Origin of the sequence: Halomonas rhizosphaerae (assembly GCF_030012485.1) — a bacterium.
Taxonomy (GTDB): Bacteria; Pseudomonadota; Gammaproteobacteria; order Pseudomonadales; family Halomonadaceae; genus Halomonas; species Halomonas rhizosphaerae.
The window spans coordinates 155,760-176,924 of record NZ_JASCQQ010000012.1; the positions used below are offsets into that span (position 1 = coordinate 155,760).

18 protein-coding genes and 2 pseudogenes are annotated in these 21,165 nt (G+C 62.8%); 8 read left to right on the forward strand and 12 right to left on the reverse strand.

Going from position 1 to position 21,165, the window contains the following annotated elements; genetic code table 11:
* Window positions 1–15: 15 nt before the first annotated feature.
* The 3 genes from hutU (at window position 16) to QLQ86_RS06400 (ending at window position 4,669) form a co-directional block, all read left to right on the forward strand.
* On the forward strand, window positions 16–1,695 hold the full coding sequence (hutU, locus tag QLQ86_RS06390) for a urocanate hydratase (RefSeq protein ID WP_282816280.1): 1,680 nt from the start codon (window positions 16–18) through the stop codon (window positions 1,693–1,695).
* Between the two features lie 14 nt (window positions 1,696–1,709).
* Window positions 1,710–3,245 (forward strand): histidine ammonia-lyase, encoded by a 1,536-nt coding sequence (gene hutH, locus QLQ86_RS06395; protein WP_282816281.1) that lies wholly within the window; start codon window positions 1,710–1,712, stop codon window positions 3,243–3,245.
* A 77-nt stretch (window positions 3,246–3,322) separates the two neighbouring features.
* The gene (locus tag QLQ86_RS06400) at window positions 3,323–4,669 is read left to right on the forward strand and encodes a Na+/H+ antiporter family protein (RefSeq protein ID WP_282816427.1); all 1,347 of its coding nucleotides are present in this window, start codon (window positions 3,323–3,325) and stop codon (window positions 4,667–4,669) included.
* Window positions 4,670–4,715: 46 nt separating this feature from the next.
* Here the strand turns inward: QLQ86_RS06400 and QLQ86_RS06405 are convergent, their stop codons facing one another.
* Both QLQ86_RS06405 and QLQ86_RS06410 read right to left on the reverse strand, forming a co-directional pair.
* Window positions 4,716–4,853, reverse strand: coding sequence for a hypothetical protein (locus QLQ86_RS06405; RefSeq protein WP_282736065.1), 138 nt, complete (start codon window positions 4,851–4,853; stop codon window positions 4,716–4,718).
* A gap of 60 nt (window positions 4,854–4,913) precedes the next feature.
* Entirely contained in the window at window positions 4,914–5,960 is a 1,047-nt protein-coding gene (locus QLQ86_RS06410) for an extracellular catalytic domain type 1 short-chain-length polyhydroxyalkanoate depolymerase (protein WP_282816282.1), read from the reverse strand.
* Between the two features lie 850 nt (window positions 5,961–6,810).
* On the opposite strand from QLQ86_RS06410, the gene QLQ86_RS06415 reads away from it, so the two are divergent.
* On the forward strand, window positions 6,811–7,170 hold the full coding sequence (locus QLQ86_RS06415) for an SLC13 family permease (protein WP_282816283.1): 360 nt from the start codon (window positions 6,811–6,813) through the stop codon (window positions 7,168–7,170).
* Window positions 7,171–7,356: 186 nt separating this feature from the next.
* On the opposite strand, the gene QLQ86_RS06420 is transcribed toward QLQ86_RS06415, so the two are convergent.
* The 5 genes from QLQ86_RS06420 to QLQ86_RS06440 all read right to left on the reverse strand — a co-directional run bounded on the left by QLQ86_RS06420 (window position 7,357) and on the right by QLQ86_RS06440 (window position 12,544).
* Complete coding sequence (locus QLQ86_RS06420) at window positions 7,357–8,310, reverse strand: NAD-dependent epimerase/dehydratase family protein (RefSeq protein ID WP_282736062.1); 954 nt, start codon at window positions 8,308–8,310, stop codon at window positions 7,357–7,359.
* Between the two features lie 38 nt (window positions 8,311–8,348).
* Window positions 8,349–9,641: a TRAP transporter large permease gene (locus tag QLQ86_RS06425; protein ID WP_282736061.1), complete on the reverse strand. Its 1,293-nt coding sequence runs from the start codon at window positions 9,639–9,641 to the stop codon at window positions 8,349–8,351.
* A gap of 2 nt (window positions 9,642–9,643) precedes the next feature.
* The gene (locus tag QLQ86_RS06430) at window positions 9,644–10,156 is read right to left on the reverse strand and encodes a TRAP transporter small permease (protein ID WP_282736060.1); all 513 of its coding nucleotides are present in this window, start codon (window positions 10,154–10,156) and stop codon (window positions 9,644–9,646) included.
* Window positions 10,157–10,230: 74 nt separating this feature from the next.
* Window positions 10,231–11,244 carry a TRAP transporter substrate-binding protein gene (locus tag QLQ86_RS06435; RefSeq protein ID WP_282816284.1) on the reverse strand — a complete coding sequence of 338 codons (1,014 nt, stop codon included), beginning with the start codon at window positions 11,242–11,244 and terminating at the stop codon, window positions 10,231–10,233.
* A gap of 10 nt (window positions 11,245–11,254) precedes the next feature.
* A complete protein-coding gene (locus tag QLQ86_RS06440; RefSeq protein ID WP_282816285.1) occupies window positions 11,255–12,544 on the reverse strand; it encodes a ribulose-bisphosphate carboxylase large subunit family protein in 1,290 nt (429 codons plus the stop codon).
* Window positions 12,545–12,823: 279 nt separating this feature from the next.
* Between QLQ86_RS06440 and QLQ86_RS06445 the strand changes: the two genes are divergently transcribed.
* The 4 genes and pseudogenes from QLQ86_RS06445 to otnC all read left to right on the forward strand — a co-directional run bounded on the left by QLQ86_RS06445 (window position 12,824) and on the right by otnC (window position 16,753).
* On the forward strand, window positions 12,824–13,876 hold the full coding sequence (locus tag QLQ86_RS06445) for a LacI family DNA-binding transcriptional regulator (protein ID WP_282736057.1): 1,053 nt from the start codon (window positions 12,824–12,826) through the stop codon (window positions 13,874–13,876).
* A 24-nt stretch (window positions 13,877–13,900) separates the two neighbouring features.
* On the forward strand, window positions 13,901–15,232 hold the full coding sequence (locus QLQ86_RS06450) for a four-carbon acid sugar kinase family protein (protein ID WP_282736056.1): 1,332 nt from the start codon (window positions 13,901–13,903) through the stop codon (window positions 15,230–15,232).
* Window positions 15,233–15,276: 44 nt separating this feature from the next.
* Window positions 15,277–16,109, forward strand: a pseudogene (locus QLQ86_RS06455) (four-carbon acid sugar kinase family protein).
* Window positions 16,106–16,753 (forward strand): 3-oxo-tetronate 4-phosphate decarboxylase, encoded by a 648-nt coding sequence (gene otnC / locus QLQ86_RS06460; protein ID WP_282736055.1) that lies wholly within the window; start codon window positions 16,106–16,108, stop codon window positions 16,751–16,753. The pseudogene QLQ86_RS06455 and the gene otnC overlap by 4 nt, the downstream one beginning before the upstream one ends.
* Before the next feature lie 45 nt (window positions 16,754–16,798).
* On the opposite strand, the pseudogene QLQ86_RS20140 reads toward otnC, so the two are convergent.
* The 5 genes and pseudogenes from QLQ86_RS20140 to QLQ86_RS06475 form a co-directional block, all read right to left on the reverse strand.
* Window positions 16,799–16,915: pseudogene (locus tag QLQ86_RS20140) on the reverse strand (hypothetical protein); the annotation flags it as partial.
* Window positions 16,891–17,076 (reverse strand): transposase, encoded by a 186-nt coding sequence (locus tag QLQ86_RS20145; protein WP_407650050.1) that lies wholly within the window; start codon window positions 17,074–17,076, stop codon window positions 16,891–16,893. The pseudogene QLQ86_RS20140 and the gene QLQ86_RS20145, both read right to left, overlap by 25 nt.
* Window positions 17,077–17,128: 52 nt before the next feature.
* Window positions 17,129–18,250, reverse strand: coding sequence for an agmatine deiminase (gene aguA, locus QLQ86_RS06465; RefSeq protein ID WP_282816286.1), 1,122 nt, complete (start codon window positions 18,248–18,250; stop codon window positions 17,129–17,131).
* Between the two features lie 8 nt (window positions 18,251–18,258).
* Complete coding sequence (locus QLQ86_RS06470) at window positions 18,259–19,602, reverse strand: Na+/H+ antiporter NhaC family protein (RefSeq protein ID WP_282816287.1); 1,344 nt, start codon at window positions 19,600–19,602, stop codon at window positions 18,259–18,261.
* A 77-nt stretch (window positions 19,603–19,679) separates the two neighbouring features.
* A complete protein-coding gene (locus QLQ86_RS06475; protein ID WP_282816288.1) occupies window positions 19,680–21,098 on the reverse strand; it encodes an aminotransferase in 1,419 nt (472 codons plus the stop codon).
* Window positions 21,099–21,165: the final 67 nt, after the last annotated feature.

The window sequence follows — 21,165 nt, forward strand, 5'->3', positions numbered from 1 at the left end:
CAGAGGCCATACGCCATGACCCAGCAAGACAAGCGTCACGACCCCTCCCGCAAGATCGCCGCTCCCACCGGACCCGAGCGCAGCTGCAAGAGCTGGCTCACCGAGGCCCCGCTGCGCATGCTGATGAATAACCTGCACCCGGACGTGGCCGAGCGCCCCGAGGACCTGGTGGTGTATGGCGGCATCGGCCGTGCCGCTCGCGACTGGGCGTGCTACGACAAGATCGTCGAGACCCTGCAGCGCCTGGAGGATACCCAGACCCTGCTGGTGCAGTCGGGCAAGCCGGTGGGCGTCTTCGAGACCCACAAGAACGCGCCGCGCGTGCTGATCGCCAACTCCAACCTGGTGCCGGCCTGGGCCAATTGGGAGCACTTCAACGAACTGGATCGCAAGGGCCTGATGATGTATGGCCAGATGACCGCCGGCTCGTGGATCTACATCGGCTCTCAGGGCATCGTGCAGGGCACCTACGAGACCTTCGTCGAGGCAGGGCGCCAGCACTATGACGGCCAGCTCAAGGGGCGCTGGATCCTGACCGCCGGCCTCGGTGGCATGGGCGGTGCCCAGCCGCTGGCCGCCACCCTCGCCGGTGCCTGCTCACTCAACATCGAGTGCCAGCAGAGCAGCCTCGATTTCCGCCTGCGCACTCGCTACCTCGACGAGCAGGCCGAGGACCTGGACGATGCCCTGGCCCGCATCGAGCGCTACACCGCCGAGGGCAAGGCGATCTCCATCGGCCTGTGCGCCAATGCTGCCGACGTGCTGCCCGAGCTGGTCAAGCGGGGCGTCAAGCCGGACATGGTCACCGACCAGACCAGCGCCCACGACCCCCTGCATGGCTACCTGCCCTCCGGCTGGACCTGGGAGGAGTATGTGGCGCGCGGCAAGGCCGAGCCCGAGGCCACCGTCAAGGCCGCCAAGCAGTCCATGGCGGTACATGTCCAGGCGATGCTCGACCTCCAGAAGATGGGCGTGCCCACCTTCGACTACGGCAACAACATCCGCCAGATGGCGATGGAGGAGGGCGTCGAGAATGCCTTCGACTTTCCGGGCTTCGTGCCGGCCTATATCCGTCCGCTGTTCTGCCAGGGCATCGGCCCGTTCCGCTGGGCGGCGCTCTCCGGTGACCCCGAGGACATCTACAAGACCGACCAGAAGGTCAAGGAACTGATCCCCGACGACTCGCACCTCCACAACTGGCTCGACATGGCGCGCGAGCGTATCAGCTTCCAGGGCCTGCCGGCGCGCATCTGCTGGGTCGGCCTCAAGGACCGCGCCCGCCTGGGTCAGGCCTTCAACGAGATGGTCAAGAACGGCGAGCTCAAGGCGCCGATCGTGATCGGGCGCGACCACCTGGACTCCGGCTCGGTGGCCAGCCCCAACCGCGAGACAGAGGCGATGCGGGATGGCTCCGATGCCGTGTCCGACTGGCCGCTGCTCAATGCCCTCCTCAACACCGCCGGTGGCGCCACCTGGGTGTCGCTGCACCATGGCGGCGGTGTAGGCATGGGCTACTCCCAGCATTCCGGCGTGGTGATCGTCTGCGACGGCACCGATGACGCCCACGCCCGCGTGGGCCGAGTATTGCGCAACGATCCGGGTACCGGCGTCATGCGTCACGCCGATGCCGGCTACGAGATCGCCAAGGAATGTGCCCGTGAAAACGGCCTCGACCTGCCGATGCTGAACAACTAACAGGAGACTTCCCGATGGCCCATCTCGAGATTCAGCCCGGCACGATGACCCTGGCGCAGGCGCGCCAGGTCTTCCAGGAGCCTGTCAGCGTCAGCCTGCCGACCAGTGCCGATGCTGATATCGGCAAGTCGGTCGACTGCGTCAACCGGGTGATCGCCGAGAACCGCACTGTGTATGGCATCAACACCGGCTTCGGGCTGCTGGCCCAGACCCGTATCGCCAACGAGGACCTCGAGGCGCTGCAGCGGTCCCTGGTGCTCTCCCACGCCACCGGTGTCGGGGTGGCCCTGGATGACAGCCTGGTGCGGCTGATCATGGTGCTCAAGGTGAACAGCCTGGCGCGCGGGTTCTCCGGCATCCGTCGAGAGGTGCTCGATGCCCTGGTCGCACTCATCAATGCCGAGGTCTACCCGCATATCCCGGTCAAGGGATCCGTCGGGGCGTCAGGGGATCTCGCCCCCTTGGCCCATATGAGCGTGGTACTGCTGGGAGAGGGAAAGGCTCGGTATCAGGGCGAATGGGTCTCGGCTCGAGACGCTCTTGAGATCGCCGGGCTCGCCCCGATGGAGCTCGCTCCCAAGGAGGGTCTGGCCCTGCTCAACGGCACCCAGGTCTCCACTGCTTATGCACTGCGCGGTCTCTTCGACGGCGAGGACCTGTTCGCTGCGGCCACGGTATGTGGGTCACTGACCGTGGAGGCTACCCTGGGCTCTCGCTCGCCTTTCGACGCCCGGGTCCATGAGGTCCGTGGCCAGCGCGGCCAGATCGACGCCGCAGCAGCCTATCGGCACCTGCTGGGGGAGGGGAGTGCCATCGGCGATTCCCACGCCGACTGTGACAAGGTCCAGGATCCCTACTCGCTGCGTTGCCAGCCCCAGGTGATGGGTGCCGTTCTGACCCAGCTCCGTCAGGCGGCCGAGGTGCTGGCGGTGGAAGTCAATGCGGTCTCGGATAACCCGTTGGTGTTTGCCGAAGACGACGACATCATCTCCGGTGGCAACTTCCACGCCGAGCCGGTCGCCATGGCGGCCGACAATCTGGCACTGGCCATCGCCGAGACGGGCTCGCTGGCCGAGCGTCGCATCTCGCTGATGATGGACAAGCACATGTCCCAGCTGCCGCCTTTCCTGGTGGAGAATGGCGGGGTCAATTCGGGCTTCATGATCGCTCAGGTCACCGCGGCGGCGCTTGCCAGCGAGAACAAGGCCCTGGCGCACCCCCATAGCGTCGACAGCCTGCCCACCTCGGCCAATCAGGAGGACCATGTCTCCATGGCGCCTGCCGCCGGCAAGCGCCTCTGGGAGATGGCCGACAACGTGCGCGGCATCCTGGCGATCGAGTGGCTGGGCGCCTGCCAAGGGCTCGACATGCGCCACGGCCTGACGAGCACCGAGGCGCTGGAGCGGGCCAGGCAGCTGCTTCGCGAGCGGGTTAGCCACTACGAGCAGGACCGCTTCTTCGCCCCGGACATCGAAGCCGCCAGTGAGCTGCTCGCCGCCCGTACCCTGAGCCCTCTGGCTCGCCCCGGCACGCTGCCCAGCCAGCACTGATACGCCTGGTGCTGCTCCACGGCACCGGGCCGTGGAGCAGTCATCGCATTCAACTCCAACGACAAAGCAGGTTTTCCATGAATGCAATCGTCCTGGCCATCCTGGTGATGGTCGGCCTGAGTCTTGCCCGCGTTTCCGTGGTCTTTGCCCTGATCGTCGCCACTCTGGTGGGCGGTCTCTATGCTGGCATGCCGATCAATGAGATCCTCGATGCCTTCAACGATGGCCTAGGCAACGGCGCGACCGTGGCGCTCGCCTATGCCGTGCTGGGCGCCTTCGCCGTGGCGCTTTCTCGTTCGGGGATCACCGAGGTGATGGCGAATCGTGCCATTCGCCGCTTTCATATCGACGAGTCGGGCAGCAGCCGGCGCATGGTGACCTATACGCTTCTGGCCGCGCTGCTGGCCGCGGCGGTCAGTTCCCAGAACCTGATCCCGGTGCACATCGCCTTCATTCCGGTACTGGTGCCGCCGCTGCTCAAGCTGATGAACCATCTTCAGCTTGATCGTCGCTTGGTCGCCTGCGTGATCACCTTCGGCATCACCGCGCCCTACATGCTGCTGCCGGTAGGCTTCGGTGCCATCTTCCTCAACGACATCCTGCTGACCAACCTCAATGAGAGCGGCGCCGAGCTGGGTCTTGAGGTGACGCGCCAGATGGTGCCGATGGCCATGGTGATTCCCATCGGGGGCATGGCGCTGGGCCTCGCCGTAGCAGTGCTGATCAGCTACCGGAAAGGGCGTAAGTATGAAGACCGTGACTTGGCGCACGGTGACGAGACGCCTGCCGAGGCGGCGCAGCATCTGAAGGGCTGGCAGAAGGCCGTACTCGCCATCGCGCTGGTCGGCACGGTAGCGGTACAGCTCTACACCGGCTCGATGGTGCTGGGCGGTATCTTCGGTTTCGCTGTGCTCTCGTTGAGCGGTGTCTTTCGCTGGCATGAGCAGGACGGCATCTTCACCGAAGGCATGCGCATGATGGCCTTGGTTGGCTTCATCATGATCACCGCGGCCGGCTTCGCCAGTGTGATGCAGGCCAGTGGTGAGGTCGAAGGATTGGTAACGAGCTCCACCGAGATGATCGGTGACAACAAGGGACTGGCGGCGCTGATCATGCTGCTGGTCGGCTTGTTCATCACCATGGGCATCGGCTCGTCCTTCTCGACGATTCCGATCATTGCCTCTCTCTACGTCCCATTGGCGCTCAACTTCGGCTTCTCGCCGCTCGCTACCGTGGCCTTGGTTGGCACCGCTGCCGCTCTGGGGGATGCCGGTTCGCCCGCCTCGGATTCGACGCTTGGCCCCACCGCCGGCCTCAATGCCGATGGCCAGCATGATCATATATGGGACAGCGTGGTGCCGACTTTCCTGCACTACAACATTCCGCTAGTGGTCTTTGGTTGGGTTGCGGCCATGGTGCTGTGATCTGACCAATGCTTCTCGCCGCCGCGTGTGATCCACCGGCGGTGATTTAAACAAGCTCCAGGTGTCGATCCTCTTGGGGCTGAATACCGCAGGTGCTGCGCTTGTTGCTTGAATTCAGGATCACCAGGCTCACCACATCCGCCTTGAATTCATCGGAAAACCGACGTCGAGTCTTCTTGGTCATGAATGCCTTCATTGCCTCCATTATGAGGCTTATAGGGGTGTCCGCTCCAATTGGAGCACTTCACGCTGCACTCAAGCCCCAGAAGTCAGCAATGTGACGCGTGGAAGAGATATTCACATCAAGCATGAACGCGCCTCTCGAGCCGTAACTCTTTTTACCATGCGTTTTCAGCGGTGTGCCGTGTCCCATCCCGCTAATATTGTATTCTTCAATAAGATCGTGACCCTCGACATCACTCCATACTCGCCGGGGATAGCCATTGATGATGTGTGTACTAGATGGCTTTTTCTCAAGATCATGAAGCGCTCGCCACTGCCCGAGGATTGCGTTGGCGTTCGAGGCATCAACCGTATGGTCACAGCTTCCATGCCAGACCGACAGTGTTGGCCAAGGCCCCTCATGCGCCGAGGCATTACGCAGCCGTGTTTCAAGCTGTTGTGCTGTCGGGGATCCGCGACCCTTCATTCGGCGTAGTGCCGCCAAGGTTGTGTAGGCACTGCCATAAGGCAAACCGGCGATGATGGCGCCGCCAGCAAAGATTTCCGGGTAGGTCGCAAGCATGACCGACGTCATGGCGCCGCCTGCGGACAATCCTGTGATGAAGATACGCTCGGGGTCGATGCCATGATCTCTGACCACTTGTTCAACCATATGAAGAATGGAGAGTGGCTCGCCAGCGCCGCGATTGCTGTCGCTAGGCTTGAACCAATTGAAACCTAGAAGCCAATTGTTCAAGCGCCGCTGCTCGGGAAAAAGCAATGCAACGCCATATTGGTCAGCAATTTCAGACCAGCCGGCACCCTCGTCGTACTTCGCTGCTGTCTGTTTACAACCATGTAGAACGACGACGAGCGGTGCACCGGCGGGCAAATCCGCCGGTATATATATCTTGGCATTCAGTCCGCCCGGGTTTGACCCGAATTCGTCCAAGTCTGCCAGATGGTTATTATTGCTAGCACCTCCGAACTCATACGCACTTAGATCCATAAGATGTGACATCACCTTCTCCTTCCGAATGATGAAATTTCCTGTAACAGGCAGTCCCTTCACAATATTTGATGTCACTCTACGCAACCAATGGCGGCTCATCTGTTCGTAAGCGAACATAATGCTTTAGTCTACCGGACCTTCTGCCGGAATGGCCGCTTACGCTGGGCATGATGCCGACGTGACCTTGCTCGACAGCGATCTTCATCCACGCCAAACCTTCACCGCCGGTCGAGGCGCCTAGCGGGCGGGAAATCGGGGAACGTCCCTAAGGGATCCCTAGGAATAAAATGAGAAAATCAGCATATTAAGTTTAAAAAAAGTCTATATGGGCAGGCATGTTGTTAATCGCCAAACCATCATTATGCCGAGGAGCCCATGCAGATGACCCGAATTGCACAAGATATTGTCGGATTCAGCCCAGGTCATCCATTCCCTTCGCCTGAACGCTGTTCTTGATAGCGTGCAGGCACTGCTGGCTGGACAGCGCCTGGGGCTCACCGCCTTGGGGCGTCATCTACCGGGCGACACTACTCCCAAGCATGCCATTAAGCGCATGGATAGATTGCTCGGCAATCCTCATTTTCAGCAGGAGCGACCGTTGTTCTATTGGCATGTGGCGCGCCTGTACATCGGTAGGATGAGGCACCCACGTATCCTGGTGGACTGGTCACCAGTAGACTACCGAGGCCGATATTATGTCCTGCGTGCGGCGAATCGAAATTTTGTTGATGATCGCCATGTTGCCCAGCCTAGTGATACTAGCGTGCGGGCTGAAGGTCCGACATGATGGACAGAGTAAGCAGTTTCAGATCAACAGCATTAGATCGCGCTCGATCTTATCGCTCTGGCGTGTTGGGCATGAAATAATATTGCATCTGCCGTGTCTGCCATCTGGATCGCGGCTCCATGATCTGGCCGACCTCATCCAGCAAGAGGCCAGTGCTCAGCATGAAAGTGGTGGATATCGATGAATTCGTGGGGATCCCTCAGGGCTAGCCCCCCTCCGACCCGATACATCCTGCTGACCGAGCTGACCGAGCTGACCAGCAACACCGCCACGGCGTCCGTCTTGTTCCCGATCATGGGAGGCATTGCCGTCGGCCTGGGCATCGAGCCCTTTTTGATGACCATCGTGGTGACCTTCGCCGCCAGCTGCGCCTTCATGCTCCCAGTGGCGACACCATCCAACGCGATGCCCTTCGCCGCCGGGGATCTGCCGATCAAGAACATGTTCCGCGCCGGCATCTGGCTCAACGTGATCGGCCTGCTGGTGATCATGGTGGCGCTCTACACCATCGTCCCGCTGGTGTTCGACGTCTCGTTCTGACGCTCATGCTGCAGGCAACACCACCGATGCCTCTCACCTGAGCGGCGTCATCGTCTTGGTGGGTTGCCTCGCCAGAGGCTGCGTCGCCTGATGTACCCGTCCACGATTGCTGGCTGATATCAGGGCTTAGCTCGCCTGTCAGGTGGTTCAGCGAATGGGGGCCACCGCAGGGAGGGCTTGGCCCCCTCAGTCGGCGTTGGCTTTCAGCCACTGCCAGTAGTCGCGGATGCCTTCGCGGATGTCCGTGAACTTGGGAGTGAAGCCGAGTTCCTGTTGGGCCAGGGTGATGTCCAGCGGCGTGCCCCTGACCACGAAGGGGCCAGGGCCGAGCGTGACGCTGGCGCGCTTGCCAGTGATATCGGCGACGTGCTCGACGATTTGCAGGTGGTCGACGGGGACCCCGCTGGAGATGTTGAAATTGCGGTGGACGACGCTGTCCTTCTCGAACAACTTGACGATGCCGGCCGCCGTATCGTGCACATGGGTCCAGTCCAGGGCCTGCTCGGAGCCGTTGGGCGCCTGGATATCGTCAAGCCCTTCCAGGGGGCCGAATAGCGCCTGGTAGACCTTATGCATATGAGACGGACGCTTGCCGGGGCCGTAGACAAAGAACAGCCGCGCATTGCGCACGTCCATGCCATAGGTGTCGCTGTACTGCAGGCCGTAGAGCTCAGCCGAGATTTTGGTAGCGCCGTAGAGATCCGTAGCCTTGTAGGGGGTCGCTTCGTTCTGTGGCCCCGGGGCATCGCCATAGACTGCACCGGAGCTCATGTTGACGACTTTGTCGATGCCCAGGATGCGACAAATCTCGAACACGTTGAGGGTGCCGGTGGCATTGATCGAGATGTGCTTGAAGGGGCGCTGCTGGAAGTGCGGCCCGGCGATGACAGAAACGCCGTGGATCACGCCTTCTAGATCGTCGCGATGGCGCAGCATTAGCTCAAACATGCTGTGATAGTCGAGCACGTCAACACTTTCCAGCACCAGCTGGTCGCGCACCTCCTCCAGGTAGTCGAGCCCCAGGCGGTCGAAGTGGCCGGCGGCCATGTCGGCGATGATGATCCGCTTGCCTTGCTTGGCCAGTTGGTAGGCTACCCAGGAGCCGACGTGGCCGAGTCCTCCCGTGATCAGTACGGACATGGGGTGAATCTCCTTATGGTTTCAGGTCGTGGAGTCAGTTAGTTGAGTACCAGGTCTGGAAGGAACATCACCACAGCTGGGAAACAGATGATGATAAGCAACACCAGCAGCAGCGGGATGTAGAACGGCAGCGTCTCTCGTACCAGGCCGGCAAAGGACATGCCGGTGATCTTCTGTATGGTGAACAGCACGGTGCCGACGGGCGGCGTGATTAACCCGATCATCAGGGTGAAGATCATGATCACCCCGAAATGCACCGGGTCGATGCCGTACTGCACCACCACCGGGACCAGTAGGGGAGTGAGCAGGAATAGCGCCGGCACCGAATCGATGAACAGTCCGATCAGCAGGATGAACAAGGCCAGCAGCAGCAGCAACGAGAGCGGGTTGGTCACGGTGGCGAGCAGGAAGTCGGCTACAAGGGCGGTGACCTGGTAACGTGCCAGGACCCAGCTGTACAGTGCACTGCCGGCGATGATGAACAGCAGCGCAGCAGTATCGATGGCGGTGGCGCGCAGGATCTCCAGGAATTCCCGGATGCTGATCGAACGATAGACCAGAAACGAAATGATCAGGCAATAGAGCAGTGCGACAACCGAGGCCTCGGTGGGGGTGAATACGCCCGAAAGAATGCCCACGATAATGATAAGAGGCGTCAGCATAGGGAGCAGCCCCCGCGTGATGGCGAGGGTGAATTCGCTCAGGCGCGCCCTGGGCCGGGTGGGGAACCCGCGCCGATGCGAGATGATGGCGACCATCGCCATCAATCCCAGCCCCATGAACAAACCGGGGATGATCGAGGCCAGGAAGATGGCAGCAATCGAGGCATTGGCCAGGGCCCCGTAGATGACGGCGGGGATGCTGGGCGGAATGATCGGGCCGATGGTCGCCGAGCTGGCGGTGACGGCGGCGCTGAAGCCGGTCGGATATCCGTCGTCTTCCATCGCCTTGATCTCCAGCGCTCCCAGCCCGCCGGCATCGGCGACGGCCGAGCCCGACATGCCCGCGAACAGCATGCTGGCGACGACGTTGACATGCCCCAGTCCACCTTTGAGGTGGCCGACCATGGTCCGGGCGACATCGAAGACGCGATCGGAGATTCCGGCGCTGTTCATCAAGCGGCCGATGAGCAGAAAGGCGGGGATGGCCAGTAGGGTGAAACTGTTGACCCCGTACAGTGTGCGCTGGGAGATCATCTCCATGGGGATGGCGTCGAAGCCGCGGGTATAACCCAGTACCAGGGCCGAGGAGGCGATCATGGCGAATGCCACCGGTACCCCCAGCATCAGCAGAATGATCAGGCCGACGAACATGATGACGAAGACTTCCATGATTAATCACTCCTGCCTTCTTCGGTGATGGTGGGGCCGCCAGCGATTCGCCGGTAGAGGTCGCCGAGCAGCAGCCCGATCATCAGCAGCGCGGAAATCATCTGTATCAGGTAGATGTAGGAAAAGCTCATGCGAAAGGTGCTGGCCATGACGCCGGCCGTGCGGTCCATCATGTTCCAGGCTCCGACCACCAGCATCAGCAGCACCAACAGGCAGATAACGTCCGCCACACTGGCGGCGATGTTGCGCAGTGACGGGCTAAGGATGTCGGTGACGATGGTGATGCGGATGTGTTCCTGGTAACGCAGCGCGAGCACCGAGCCCAGGAAGATTTCGGCCAGGAACAGGTAGCGCGAGGCTTCGTCTGTCCATGACACTGCGATGCCTAGGACGTAGCGCGAGATGACTTGGATGGCCATGATGACCAGCATCAGAGCGAATGCCGTCATGACCACGCCGGTCAGCAATTTCCAGAAAAGGTCGAGGGCACGGGTAATGCGATCCGTGGTTTTCACGGGCGCCTCCGAGAGCGGGGTGCGTGATTATGGGGAGGGGGCGACCCACCGGTGGCGGCGGATCGCCCTGCTGTTCATTCGACCAGTGACAGCACGTACTCGCGTACCGCGGGGTGATAGCTTTCAGCGATGTCGCGAATGGCGGGTTCAGCAGCGCTGCGGAAGGCGGCCACATCCGGCTCGACCACGGTCATGCCGAGTCCCTTGAGTTCCTCGTAGAGCTCAGCCTGGCCATCGGCAACCATATCGTTACCCCAACTGGTGGCCTCTTCTATTGCGCCAATGATGATTTCCCGGTTCTCCTCCGAAAGCCCTTGGTAGAAGTCCTCGTTCATCAGCCAGTGGAAGAAGGAATAGACATGCTCGGTGCGGTTGATGTGGCTCTGCACCTCGAAGATCTTGCCGGCATGGATCAGGTCGACCGGGTTCTCCTGCATCTCGATCACGCCGGTCTGTAGCGAGGTGTAGACCTCGGGCCAGGCGATGGGGCTGGGCAGGGCGCCGATCTCTTCCCAGATCTGGATCCAGGGGGCGATCTCAGGCACCCGCATACGTACCTCTTGGACGTCCTCCGGCGTCTCGACAGGGAAGTTGGACGTCAAATTGCGAGGGTTGCGTGCGGATAGCCCAACCAAGCGCATGTTGCCGTTGGCGATCAGCTGTTCGTTGAGCAGCTCGCCGGTCTCGCCGGTGTAGACTTCGCGGGCCTGTTCGCTGGAGCTGTAGACGAAGGGAAGGTCGGCGGCGGCGAACTCCTCGGCGTACAGGGTCATGGGCATGGAGCCACCCAAGGCTATGTTGTATTCGCCGTAGCTGGCGCCCTCGAGATGGTCACGCTCTCCGCCCACTTCGGTCCCCAATAACGTGACCGAGAAATCGCCGTCGGTCTGTTCCTCGATGCTTTCCTTGAGTCGCTCGCCCACCTTGAACATGGCGTGCGAGGGTTCGACGTGGATGGCGATTGCAATGTCTTCGGCCGAGGCGTTGGCTGTGACACCTAAGGTGAAGAGGCCGGCGAAGGCGATGCCGCTTGCTTTTATTGTCTTCATGCTGGTTACCCTTGTGCGGTTGATGAGCTTGGTTTGCATGAACGCCGATTCATCCTGAAAACGGGCTTGGATAGGCCCGCAACGCGACCGCGAGGTCGGGTTCCTGTGTGGCGTGCTCCTCCAGTGTGGCACCGCTTACGGTGGCCTCCCAGGCGGCGCGAATGCTATGGCAGCCGGCGGCCACGCCACTGGGATGGCCCATGATGCCGCCGCCGCAGGTGTATATCAGGTCGGTAGAACGCAGCGCCGCGTAGGTGGCAGGCGCCTGATGGATGGTCTGGGCCGAAGAGAATACCGGCATGGCACGATCGTCGCGGTTCGACGTCTCGAGCAACGGGGTGAGGCAGGCCAAGGCCGAGTCGATCACTGAGCTATCGGCCTCGACGAACTTGCTGGCCAGGCCGTTGACATGCAGATGGTCGGCCCCAGCCAGGCGCAGCAATGCCTGGTAGGCGCGGTAGTCGATACCGAGATGCGGGTGGCGATAGAACAACCCCCAACCATTGCGGTGGCCGTGGATCGGCAGTTGCGCATGACGCCGCAACGCCACCAGTGAGCTCATGCCTATCCAGTTGACGCTGGCCATGACGCAAGTGCCGCCATGGTCGCGGACCAGGTCGTGGCGCCGGCGCATCTCATCGATTTCACCGGTGATGTTGAAGGCGTACATGGGCTTTCGCCCGGTGCACTGGGCGTGCTCCTCGATCACCCGCATGATCGCGGGGACACGCTCGGCCAGCGGCGAATAGGGGGGATCGGCGATCAGTTCGTCATCCTTGATGAAGTCGATACCGGCCTCGACCAGTTGGCGGACCAGGTCCGCCGTGTCCTCGGGCGATAGGCCCACGCTAGGCTTGATGATGGTGCCGATCAGCGGGCCGTGATCCACGCCGGCGAGGAGCCGCGTGCCAGGGATGGAGAACTGAGGCCCTGGCATCGCTTCGATGAACTCGTCCGGCAGGGCGACGTCCGTGAGCCGAAAGCCGGAGAGTTCGCGCAATTCGGTGAGGTTGCCGAGGACCGTCGCCATCAGGTTAGGCAGGCTGGCACCGATGTTCTCGAGCGGCCATGACAGGGTGACCTCGGCCCGCTGATAGGTCTCGCCGGGTAGAGCGCCGGGCAGTGACGGCGACTTCGTGGTTTCCAGCGGTACCACCGCTTCGACCCGAGCGGCGTGGCGTTCCCGCAGGGCGTCGGTCTCCCCGGCGAGCTTGAGAAAGGTACCGGAAGACTGCTCACCGGCCATGGCCGCGGCGGCACGCTCGGGGTCGAGCGGTGTTTCGACGAGATAGCTGGCGCTGAAGCGGGGCATGGCCCCTGGCGATATGACTGACGCCATGTGCGTGCTCCTCTGGAAACGCTGAATAACTGCCTGCGGGATGAATCGCTGCGTTGCCGCGGTGCTCGGCCGTCCCAGCTAATAACCATAAGCTGGGGCTCCTGCGCGCCCTGCGCTTCATTTCACGCGACGGTGTATTCAGTCCTTTCCCTCTTCCCAGGGGGAAGCGGTGATTGTCATTGTTCCAAGAAAGCTAGCACGGGTTATTTGGTAGCGCTACCATAATGTTCATCATAGGATAGACTGAAAGGAACCCGAGCCGGGCTGGAGGGGGGAAGCATGGCGACTGACAAGGAGGGCGCGCGGGGAAGGCGCCGGCATCGCGGCAACAACCGCGTGACCATCGAAGACGTGGCCAAGGAGGCAGGCGCCGCCCCGATCACGGTGTCGCGCGCCTTGAACACACCGGAGAAGGTCTCGGCTCGCTTGCGCGAACGCATCGACCGCGCGGTGGAGGCGCTGGGCTATGTGCCGAACCTGATCGCCGGCGGCCTGGCCTCGGCGGGCACCCGGGTGATTCCAGTGGTGGTCCCGTCGCTGTCGATCCTGACCTTTATCGAGGTGATACACGGCATTCAGCAAACCCTGGAGGCCGCTGGTTACCAGGTGTTGCTGGGCTCGACTGACTTTGATTTGGACCGCGAGGCGGCGCTGATCGACTCGGTGCTTGGATATTCGCCCTCCGGGGTGATCCTGACCGGGCTGCGCCATCGCGAGCGCGCCGCGCATCGGCTGAAGGCCTGGGGGCGCCCGGTGGTCGAGATCATGGAACTGGGCGAGCCGTGTATCGACATGAACGTGGGCATTGATAACGCCGGCGCCGGGGCCTGTATGGCCCAGCACCTGCTGGATCGGGGTTATCGGCGCATTGCCTTCCTGGGGACCGGCATGGGCATGGCGCGCGATTATCGTGCCCGTGAGCGTTACGAAGGACATCGCGAGGTGCTGGAGGCCGCCGGGGTGGAGAGCGGACTGCTGTTTCAGCATGACGAGCCCTCGTCGTATGAACTGGGCCGGCAGTTGTTCCTCGAGGCGCTGGAGGCGCGTCCCGATCTCGAGGCGATGCACTTCGCCAACGACAACCTGGCCGCCGGGGCGATCCTGGAAGCCAATAGGCGCGGCATACGGGTGCCGCAGGATATCGCCATCGGTGGCTATCTGGGCCTGTCGCTGGGCGAGCACCTGACGCCGCGTCTAACCACCGTGACAGTGCCGCGTTTCGGGATGGGCGTGGAGGCGGCGAGGTTGCTGTTGACGAGGCTTGAGGGCCGGTCGCTCGCCTCATCCCGTGTCGATATTGGATATGAACTGAGCGTGCGAGAGAGCACCTGACCCCCTGACTGGAGGGAGGCAACAATGACGCGACTGCTGGCGGCCTTCTATGGCGACGATTTCACCGGTTCGACAGAAAACCTGGCACAGTTCAGCCGCCATGGGTTGCGCGGCCGGCTTTTCTTCTCCAGTGCCGGGCGTGAGGCAATTCTCGATATGGCGCCAGAGCTGGACGTGGTCGGGCTGGCGGGCACGGCCCGCGGACTGGCGCCGGGGGCGATGACCGTGGAGGTCGAGCCGGCGCTGGCGGTCATCGAGGCGCTTGCCCCCCAGCTCATGCAGTTCAAGGTCTGCTCGACCTTCGACTCGTCGCCGACGGTGGGCAGCATCGGCCACGTGATGGAACTGGCCCGCCAGCGCTGGCCGGGCTGCGCCCTGCCGGTGTTGCCCGCCACGCCGGCCTTCGGACGATTCACGGCATTTTCCCACCTGTTCACGCGCTATCAGGGCGAGATCTGTCGACTGGACCAGAATCCGGCCATGGCCTATCACCCCTCGACTCCAATGACCGAGGCAGACCTGCGCCGCCATCTGGCCGCGCAGACGACAATTGCGCCGGCAGCGGTGACACTGCTCGACTATCGTCAGGCGGATGGGGGCTGGCAGGCGTTGTGGTCGGCCATCGAGGCGGAACGCTTCGCGGTCCTCGATGCCACCGATCAGGCTGAGCTGCAGCAGGCTGCCGAGTTGATCCTGCGCCTGGCCGATCACCGCCCCACGCTGGCGGTAGCCGCCCAGGGGCTGGCCGATGCCGTGGGCCGAGCCGTGACCCGCGACACGATGGAACGCCCCCCGTTGCCCACTACCTATCCCGGCGTGGCGCGGCTGCTGGTGCTGTCCGGCAGTTGTTCGCCACAGACCCGCGCCCAACTGGCGCATTTCGAATCGCTTGGCGGTGGTGTCCTGTCGCTGCCGCCCGAGGAGGCGTTACGCGATGCACCAGGCCTAGCCCGGCGGCTCGCCGGCCAGGTGGCGGCGATGTTCGGCGAGGGCCGCGATGTCGCCGTGGCGACCACGCGCAGCGAGGCGGATGTGATCGTTGATCTTTCCACCGAACGCCTGGCGACGGCCGTAGGTGAGGTCTTCGCCCGCCTGACCCGCGAGCTGCGAGACGCCGGCGACATTCAACGGGTCGTCTTCGCCGGTGGTGATACCTCGAGCCATGCCATGCGCCAACTCGGTGCCGATGCTCTGGAGCTGGCGGCCTTCGACGAGGCCCAGGGCGGCCATCTGTGCCGCCTGGTGGCCACGGACTCGCCGATCGACGGGCTGGAGGTGGTGCTCAAGGGCGGCCAGATCGGCGGGGAGGATCTGTTGGCGCGGGTCAAGCGCGGCACGTCCCACCCCGCTCCTTGAGGCGACGACAACAAGCAAAGCACTGCAACTCGGGAGGTAACCGCATGAGCATTATCCTAGGGGCGATCGCCGATGACTTCACCGGCGCCACGGACCTGGCCAACAACCTGGTGCGTGGCGGCATGCGCTGTGTGCAGGTGATCGGCGTGCCCAAAGGGGAGCTGGCACTGGGCGACGTCGACGCGGTGGTGGTGGCGCTCAAGTCGCGCTCCTGTCCTGTTGACCAAGCCATCGCGGACTCCCTGGCAGCGCTGGAGTGGCTGAAGAGGCAGGGCGCGCGGCAATTCTTCTTTAAGTATTGCTCCACTTTCGACTCCACCGACGTGGGCAATATCGGCCCGGTGAGCGATGCCCTGCTGGAGCGACTGGGCAGTCGCCAGACCGTGATGGTGCCCGCATTTCCGACCAACCACCGCACCGTCTATCAGGGTCACCTGTTCGTTGGTGATCGGCTGCTCAACGACAGCGGGATGGAGCACCACCCGCTCAACCCCATGCGCGACGCCGATCTGGTGCGCGAGCAGACGAGCCGCTGCTGATCTTTGCCTCGGCGTCGCCGGAGCGTGTCCAGCAGGCACAGCAGGAGCTGGGAACGGAGGCTGCGGGGCGAGTCGTCGAGGAGGCCATGGCCAGCCTGGCGAAAACCCTGATGGGGGAGGGCGTGGGGCGCCTGGTGGTGGCCGGCGGCGAAACCTCCGGCGCGGTGGTTTCTGCGCTGGGTATCAGGCAGTTGCGCATCGGCCATCAGATCGACCCCGGCGTGCCCTGGACCCAAGCGCCGCTGGCCGGACGTGCTGCGCCGCTGTCGCTGGCGCTTAAATCAGGCAATTCCGGGGGCGTCGACTTCTTCACACGGGCCTTCGAGGTGCTGACATGACCCAACATGACGAGAATCGCCTGCGCGAGCAGATCGTGGTGTACGGCAAGTCGCTGTTCGAACGTGGCTTGACCATGGGCTCTAGCGGCAATATCAGCGTGCGCACCGAGGACGGCGGCTGGCTGATGACCCCGACCAACGCCTGCCTGGGGCGGCTCGACCCGGCGCGCATCTCGCGCCTGGATCGCGAAGGTTGTCTGCTAAACGGCGACAAGCCGACCAAGGAGAGCTTCCTGCACATGGCGATGTATGCCGAGAGACCTCAGTCCGAGGCCATCGTTCATCTCCACTCCACCCACTCGGTGGCGGTCTCCTGCCTGCCCGATATCGACACTTGTGACTGTATCCCGCCGCTCACCGCCTACTACGTGATGCGCGTCGGCAAGCTGCCGCTGGTGCCCTACCATATCCCCGGCGACCCTACCTTGGGCGACGCCGTGGGCTCCCTGGCCGGTCAGCACAGCGCGGTCCTGTTGGCCAACCACGGGCCAGTAGTCGCGGGTAAGACGCTGGAAGCCGCGCTCTACGCCACAGAGGAACTCGAGGAAACCGCCAAGCTGTTTCTGCTGTTGCGCGGCCAAAACCCGCGCTGCCTGAGCCCCGAGCAGGTCGCCGATCTGGAAGCGCGCTTCCCTCGCAATTGAGCAAATCAGCCGCACATCCTGCGCATCGACGCGAAGCGTGATGCGCTAGTCAAGCGGCTGCCCGAGCTTGCGAGGATCGTCCTGGTTTTCTATGTAGCGCAGCAGCGTCTCGATGTTGTGCCGGCCGCCAACGCTGATCAGGGCATAAGCCCGATTCCAGAAGTAGGGCTTCCAATCTCAGCGGCCAACTCTCTGCGCATCCGGCGGGCTGTGACGGACTTTAGGTTCTTGACCAGGTCGGAAAGCTTCACGGTCGGAGGAATCTCGAATAGCAGATGCACATGGCCAGCTTCGCCGCCAAATTCAACCAGCTCACCCCCCACCGGACCAGCAGGTCACGCAGCATCCCCTCCAGTCGCTCCAGCATCGCTCCCCTCAGGGCCGCGGCTGCTGCTGGGTGATGCAGTGGATATTGCCGCCACCGAGCAAGATCTCCCGAGCCGGCACTCCGATCACCCTCTTGTCGGGGAAGAGCCCTTGCAGGATCTCACGGGCTTGTTCGTCATGGGCGGCGTCCAAGAAGGGCATCACCACTACTGAGTTGCCGATATAGAAATTGACATAGGAGCCCGCCATGCGATCACCTGGCTGGCGCGGATGAGAGCTGCTCAGGCGGTCCAGGCCGCTGGCCTCGTCCTCGGCGATATAGAGGGGGGCAGGCTGGGGCAGCTTGTGCACGGCCAGTGGCCTACCCCTAGCGTCGCGGGCAGCCTCCAGCACCTTCAGGGCTTCTCTTGTGATGGTGTATTGGGGATCCGTCTCGTCGTCGCACCACGTCAGGGCTACTTGGCCTGGGGCGACGAAGCAGCAGAGGTTGTCCACGTGGCCATCGGTCTCGTCCAAGTGGCAGCCTCGAGGCAGCCAGATCACCTTCTCCACGCCGAGGTAGTCCCAGAGCAAAGCTTCCATCGTGGCGCGGTCCAGTTCCGGGTTGCGGTTAGCGTTGAGTAGGCACTCCTCGGTGGTGATCAAGGTGCCCTCGCCATCCACATGGAATGCGCCGCCCTCGATCACCGCCGGCGCTACGAAGCGCGGGATGCCCAGCATCTCGGCGATCTTGGTGCGGATGCGCTTGTCCTTGTCCCAGGGAAAGTAGAGGCCCCCCTCGAGGCCGCCCCAAGCGTTAAAGACCCAGTCCACCATGGCCAGGCGGCCGTCGGGGTGGGTCAGGAAGGTGGGGCCCATGTCTCTCATCCAGGCATCGTTGCTGGAAAGCTCTATCACGCGGATATGGTCGGGCAGCTGGTTGCGAGCATTCTCGTACTGTTCGTCGTTGACGCCGACGAACACCGTCTCGCTCTCGGCGATGGCACAGGCTACCTCGGCGAAGGCCAGCTGGGCCGGCTTGGCCCCATAGCGCCAGGTGTCGGGTCGCTGTGGCCAGAGCATCCAGCAAGCGTCGTGGGGGGCAAACTCGGCCGGCATGGCAAAGCCCTGTTCGGCCGGGGTCCCGTGGGAGGCGCCCGCCGGGACGCCCAGATGATCGTGTGTTGTCATGGCATCTCTCACAGGTGGCCGACTATCAGGAATACAACAGTGGCAATGGCTGCGGCAATCAGCACATAGGGCAACTGGGTCAGGGCGTGGGCCATGGGAGTGCAGCCGCTGCCCTGGGCGGACAGCACAGTGGAGTCACCGTAGAAGCAGGCGTGGCTGCCGAATGCGCTGGCGGAGATCAGCGCACCGATCACCAGGGGCATATGGGCATCCATGCTCGACGCCAGCGGCAGCACGATGGGCATTGCCACGGCGAACAGTCCCCAGAAGGACCCGGTAGCAAAGGCCAAGAAGGCCATGGTCACGAAGACCACCGCCGGCAGCATCCCCGGGCTCATTAGCGGCTGCACCGTGGTGATCACGAAGTCGGTCAGCCCCAGCACGTCGTTGACTTCCTTGAGGGTGAATCCGGCCACCAGGGTGCCGAGCGGCATGATCATGGCCTTGAAGCCATCGAGGGCGGTATCGAAGGTATCGTGAAAGCTCAGCAGCCGCTGGATGCCGATCAGCACCAGGGTAACTGCGAGGGCGACGATCACGCCGCGCAGGATGTCGATATCGAAGTACCAGGTGAAGAAGATCAGGCTGGCGATGGGCAACAGGAAATTTAGCAGGTGCGGGCGTGGCTGGTTCTCGTCTACCTCCAGCGCGTCGTCGTCGACGCCCGCTGGCATCAATTGGCCGCCGGCGGCACGGGCCTCGGCGGCCTTCATCGGCCCGATGTCGGGAATCAAGCCAACCGCCACCAGCGGGACGATGGCCGCGGCCACCCAGGCATAGAACATGTAGGGAATGGCCGATATGTACAGGCCCATGCCATTGCCGGTCACGTCGTTTTCCTCCAGCAGGCCACCGAAGAACACCGCCCAGGTGGAGAAGGGTACCAGGATGCACACCGGAGCCGCCGTGGAGTCTACGATGTAGGCCAGTTTTTCCCGGGAGATGTTGAAGCGGTCGGTGATCTTCTTCATCGAGGCGCTGATGGTCAGGGCATTCAAGTAATCGTCGACGAAAATGATCAGGCCCAGGAACCAGGTGGTCAGCAGGCTCTGGTGCTTGGTGTGGATGCGCCGGGTCATGGTGTCGCCGAAGCTGAGCACTCCGCCGGTCTTCACCAGCAGGGCGATCAGGCTTCCGAACAGGCCGCAGACCAGAATTATCCAGGTGACGGTATCGTTGCCCAGCACGCCGAGCAGGATGTCAGATCCTTGGGTGATCACGGTGGTCGGGTCGATCATCAGCAGGCCGACCAGGGTGCCGGCCAGCAGCGATTCAATGGTACGTCGTGTCAGGATGGCCATGCCCAGCACCACCAGGGTGGGGAGCAAGCTCCAGGCGCCGAAGATTTCCATGGTTCGTCTCTAGTTGTCGTTGTCGGGTAAGCGGGATGGGAAAGGGCGGCGTCCCCGCCGGGACGCCGCGACGGCGGTCAGAGGTAGCCGTCCTCGCGCAGAGAGGCTGTGGCAGCCGTCAGCGCCTCGTCGAGGATCGCGACCACCCGGTCGACGGTTTCGCGGGTCCAGATCAGCGGCGGCGAGACGATGTTCAGATGGCCCACCGGACGGATGATCAAGCCGCGTTTCTGAGCCTCGAAGGCGATCCGGTCCCCGACCCGCGCCTCTACTGGCAGCAGCTCCTTGGTGGCCTTGTCGGCCACATTCTCCAGGCACATCATGAAGTGGCTGCCGCGCACGTCACCCACTGTGGTGTGGTGCGACAGGGTCCGGAGCTGTTCCTCGAGGTAGGGCCCCACCTCGCGGACATTCTTGCAGATCCCCTCGCGCTCGATGATCTCGATGTTCTTGAGGGCAGCGGCACAGCTCACCGGATGGCCTGAGTAGGTGAAGCCGGTGCTCAGCACGCCCCCCTTGCGTTGAGGCGTGCCCAGCACCTCGTAGATTTCGTCGGAGATCAGGGTCGCGCCCAGTGGGGCATAGCCCGAGGACAGTCCCTTGGCGCAGTTGATGATGTCAGGCCGGGTCTCGAACACCGCCTCGGAGGCGAAGAAGTGCCCCAGGCGACCGAAGCCGGTGACCACCTCGTCGGCGATGAACAGGATGTTGTTGGCGCGGCAGACCGCCTGCATGCGTGCATGATATCCCCTTGGCGCCACCAGCACTCCGCCGGCGCCCATGATCGGCTCGGCGATGAAGGCGGCAATATTCTCTGCCCCGATGCGCTCGATCGCCTCCTCGAATTCTGCCACCAGGTGGTCGCAGTACTCTGCCTCGCTCATGCCTTCGGGGCGGCGATAGCAGTTGGCCTCGCTGAGGTGGGTCACCAGGTGGTCGAGGGTGTCGAAGTCCCAGTTGTTGCTCGCGATGCCGGTCAGGGTGGCGGCCAGGTAGGTGGTGCCATGGTAGGCGTTGTTACGCGAGAGGATGCGTTTCTTTTCCGGCTTGCCCAGGCGGTTGAAGTAGTAGTGCACCAGGCGAATGGTGGCGTCGTTGGCCGCCGAGCCACCACAGCTGTAGAAGACGTGATTGAGATGCTCGGGTGCCAGCTCAGCGAGCTTGGCGGCAAGTTCCGCGGCCGGGGCGTTGGACAGGTTGTTGAAGGTCGAGAAGTAGGCCATGCGAGTGGCCTGATCGGCCATGGCCTGGCCGATTTCGGCACGTCCGTGACCGACGTTGACGCACCATAGCCCGGCGATCCCGTCGATGAAGCGGTTGCCCTTGGCATCCTCGACGTAGATGCCGTCGCTATCGGTGATCAGGTCGCAGCCTTGGTCATGGAAGACGCTGAAGTCGGTGAAGGGGTGGATGAAGTGGTCCTTGTCCTTTCGCCACAGGGCCTTGGCATCGAGTTTGGCGCGGTCGGTCGTCGGACGGGTGCTTGTTGTGGTCATGGCGTTGCCTCCTGTCGTGTGGAGGTCAGCCTAGTCAGAGCCGGGGAGGGCGGAACATATCCTAATT

Coding starts and splice junctions, on each gene's coding strand:
- hutU (WP_282816280.1), top strand. CDS start 16: ATGACCCAGCAAGACAAGCGTCACGACCCCTCCCGCAAGATCGCCGCT.
- hutH (WP_282816281.1), top strand. CDS start 1,710: ATGGCCCATCTCGAGATTCAGCCCGGCACGATGACCCTGGCGCAGGCG.
- QLQ86_RS06400 (WP_282816427.1), top strand. CDS start 3,323: ATGAATGCAATCGTCCTGGCCATCCTGGTGATGGTCGGCCTGAGTCTT.
- QLQ86_RS06405 (WP_282736065.1), bottom strand. CDS start 4,853: ATGACCAAGAAGACTCGACGTCGGTTTTCCGATGAATTCAAGGCGGAT.
- QLQ86_RS06410 (WP_282816282.1), bottom strand. CDS start 5,960: ATGTTCGCTTACGAACAGATGAGCCGCCATTGGTTGCGTAGAGTGACA.
- QLQ86_RS06415 (WP_282816283.1), top strand. CDS start 6,811: ATGAATTCGTGGGGATCCCTCAGGGCTAGCCCCCCTCCGACCCGATAC.
- QLQ86_RS06420 (WP_282736062.1), bottom strand. CDS start 8,310: ATGTCCGTACTGATCACGGGAGGACTCGGCCACGTCGGCTCCTGGGTA.
- QLQ86_RS06425 (WP_282736061.1), bottom strand. CDS start 9,641: ATGGAAGTCTTCGTCATCATGTTCGTCGGCCTGATCATTCTGCTGATG.
- QLQ86_RS06435 (WP_282816284.1), bottom strand. CDS start 11,244: ATGCAAACCAAGCTCATCAACCGCACAAGGGTAACCAGCATGAAGACA.
- QLQ86_RS06440 (WP_282816285.1), bottom strand. CDS start 12,544: ATGGCGTCAGTCATATCGCCAGGGGCCATGCCCCGCTTCAGCGCCAGC.
- QLQ86_RS06445 (WP_282736057.1), top strand. CDS start 12,824: ATGGCGACTGACAAGGAGGGCGCGCGGGGAAGGCGCCGGCATCGCGGC.
- QLQ86_RS06450 (WP_282736056.1), top strand. CDS start 13,901: ATGACGCGACTGCTGGCGGCCTTCTATGGCGACGATTTCACCGGTTCG.
- otnC (WP_282736055.1), top strand. CDS start 16,106: ATGACCCAACATGACGAGAATCGCCTGCGCGAGCAGATCGTGGTGTAC.
- aguA (WP_282816286.1), bottom strand. CDS start 18,250: ATGACAACACACGATCATCTGGGCGTCCCGGCGGGCGCCTCCCACGGG.
- QLQ86_RS06470 (WP_282816287.1), bottom strand. CDS start 19,602: ATGGAAATCTTCGGCGCCTGGAGCTTGCTCCCCACCCTGGTGGTGCTG.
- QLQ86_RS06475 (WP_282816288.1), bottom strand. CDS start 21,098: ATGACCACAACAAGCACCCGTCCGACGACCGACCGCGCCAAACTCGAT.